Annotated in this window: 2 protein-coding genes; both read right to left on the reverse strand. The window is 78.0% G+C overall.

The window, feature by feature from the left end:
- On the reverse strand, positions 1 to 1,086 hold a 1,086-nt coding region (locus ABTY20_RS35060), incomplete at its 3' end, for an ABC transporter ATP-binding protein (protein ID WP_352001184.1).
- A 111-nt stretch (positions 1,087 to 1,197) separates the two neighbouring features.
- On the reverse strand, positions 1,198 to 1,956 hold the full coding sequence (locus tag ABTY20_RS35065; protein WP_352001185.1) for an NUDIX hydrolase: 759 nt from the start codon (positions 1,954 to 1,956) through the stop codon (positions 1,198 to 1,200).
- Positions 1,957 to 2,647 lie beyond the last annotated feature (691 nt).

Below are 2,647 nucleotides of genomic sequence, written 5' to 3' on the forward strand. Positions count from 1 at the left end.
CGAGCGGGCCCCGGGGGCGGGCCGGGTGCCCTCGGCGGCGGATCCGTCCGGCTCCTCCCGGGGCGGGGACGCGGCCGCGGGGGAGCACTCGGCGGCCGGGGCGCCGGCCCGGCCGTGCGACGGGGCGGCGACGGGACGCCGCGGGTCGTGTGCCGCGTCGTCCGCAGGCGGAGGGGTGCCGGGGTCCGGCCGCGCCGGTTCCCTGGCGCCGGGACCCATGTCTCCGACCTCGTCCGCCAGTTGGTGCACGACGATGCCGTGCCGGAACGCGATCTCGCCGACGTCCGCGCAGGTACCGCCGTAGACGCAGAGGCGGTTGCCGCCCTCGTGCACGACCTCCACGGACCGCCGGGCGGCGCGGGCCTCCTGCGCGAGCAGGACGGAGAGACGGGCGGCGTGCGGGCTGCGGACGGCGACGCGCGGGCGCAGCCGGGTCCGCGCGAAGTCCGCCGCCTCCTGGTCGGCGACGACGCTTCCCCGCTCCAGCGTGACCACGTGGTCCGCGATCCGCGCGGCCTCCTTGGGGTCGGCCGTCGTGCACAGCACCGTGCCGCCCTGGGCCGCGTACGCCTCGAGCGTGCCGTACAGCCAGTGCTTCTCGGCGGCGGAGAGACCTCGCGCGGGCTCGTCGAGCACGAGCGTGTGCGGGTCCGGCAGCAGCGCGCAGGCCAGCCCCAGCCGGCGGTCCATGCCGCGGGACAGGATGCCCAGGCGTTCGTCGCGCAGGCTCACCAGCCCTGCTGCTTCGAGGACTTCGTCGGCCCGGCGCACCGGGACGCCCGCGGCGGCGCACAGCATGCGCAGGTGTCCGCGGACGGTGCGGGCGGGGTGTCCCGGCACCTCGCCGAGCAGCACGCCGACCTCGTGGGCGGGGTGGGGGATGCGGTGCAGCGGGCGGCCTCTGAAGTAGGTGATGCCACGGCCGCGTTGGAGTTCGAGCATGAGCCGGAGCGCCGTCGTCTTGCCGGCGCCCGGCGCTCCGAGCAACGCGGTGACGCGGCCCGCGTGCGCCTCGAGGGAGACGTCGTCGACGGCGGGCGGAAGCTCTTTGCGGGGGCTGCTGGTCAGTCCGATGGCCTGGATCACCCGATGCAAGATAGCGCGCCATATCGGGTTTTCCGGGCATCCCACGGCCCGTCGGTGAAGGGGGAAGGCGCCTTCCCGCCGGGCCCGTCGGCCGCGCCGGACCGCCTCGCGTCAGACCTCGGGGCGCAGCATCGGGGGGTTGAGCAGGGTGGCCCCGCCGGCCCGGAAGAGCTGGGCGGGGCGACCGCCCTGCCGGGTGGTCGTGCCACCGGTGGGGACCAGGAAGCCCGGCGTACCCGTCACCTTGCGGTGGAAGTTGCGCGGGTCGAGCGCCACACCCCAGACCGCCTCGTAGACCCGGCGCAGCTCACCGACGGTGAACTCGGGCGGGCAGAAGGCCGTCGCCAGCGACGAGTACTCGATCTTTGAGCGGGCGCGTTCCACCCCGTCCGACAGGATCCGGGCGTGGTCGAAGGCGAGCGGCGCCGCCGGCTCGCCGTCCCCGCCCTGCCCGTCCTGCCGCAGCAGCTCCCCCACGGGCGCCCAGCGCGCGTTGCTGGCGTCCCCGCCCGCCCGGGGTGCGGGCAGGTCGGGGGCGAGGGCGAGGTGGGCGACGCTGACGACCCGCATCCGGGGGTCGCGCTCGGGGTCGCCGTACGTGGCGAGCTGCTCCAGGTGGGCGCCGTTGTCCTGGGCGGGAGCGGCGGGGTCGTGCACCCGCAGCCCCGTCTCCTCGGCCAGTTCCCGGGCCGCGGCCTGCGCCAGGTCCTCGTCCGCCCGCACGAAGCCGCCGGGGAGCGCCCAGCGCCCCTGGAACGGCGCCTCGCCCCGGCGCACCGCCAACGCGCACAGGGCGTGGCGGCGCACGGTCAGCACGACCAGGTCCACGGTGACGGCGAAGGGCGGAAAGGCTGACGGGTCGTAGGGCATGCGGCGATCATAGTCGTCTTCCTGACGATAAACACTCCCTTCGCCGGCCGCGGCGCCACCTGATCCACTTCGGTCCTGCGGTTCGGTCGCCCGTCCCTTCCCGCCACCCGGCGACGGCGCGTCCCATCCGGTCGGACACGCCCGCCGGGAGCCCGCCGACCGCTTCCCGGCCACGGCGGGAAGGAGCCGGCCGGTGCGCGGGGAGGCGTCCCCCCGGACCCGCTCCGCCCCGGGCGGGCCCGTCGCCGCCGGCGGGTTTCGGGCGGACCGGTGCGACATGACGTCCCGGTCCGGCGGGGTGGACCGGTGCGGCACGACGTCACGGTCCGGCGGGGCGTTCCGCCACCCCGGTGAGCAGAACCGCCCGGTCCCGGGGCACGTCCACGCCCGCTCCGCCCCGAAGGGCCGGCGCCGGCTCGATGAGCGCGGCTTCGCAGCCCTTCACTCCTCCCCGTCGCCGCCCCGGCGGCCGGCCCCCGCACCCGGCTGCGGGGTGGCCCGGCGACGGCCGGCCCCCGGACCCGCCGTGCCGGGGCGGCTCCTGCTCCGGTCCGCGCCGCCCGCCGCGGGGTGCGTGCTCGCCGCCGACGCGCGGGGACACGGACCCCGCCGCCCCGGCCGGCCGGCCGCCGCGCGAGCCCGGCGGGGGAGGACCCCGCCGGCGCCGGACGCGCGCGTGCGGACCCGGCGG

The sequence above is a fragment of the Streptomyces sp. NPDC126497 genome (assembly GCF_040302425.1).
GTDB lineage: Bacteria > Actinomycetota > Actinomycetes > Streptomycetales > Streptomycetaceae > Streptomyces.

Coding starts and splice junctions, on each gene's coding strand:
- ABTY20_RS35065 (WP_352001185.1), bottom strand. CDS start 1,956: ATGCCCTACGACCCGTCAGCCTTTCCGCCCTTCGCCGTCACCGTGGAC.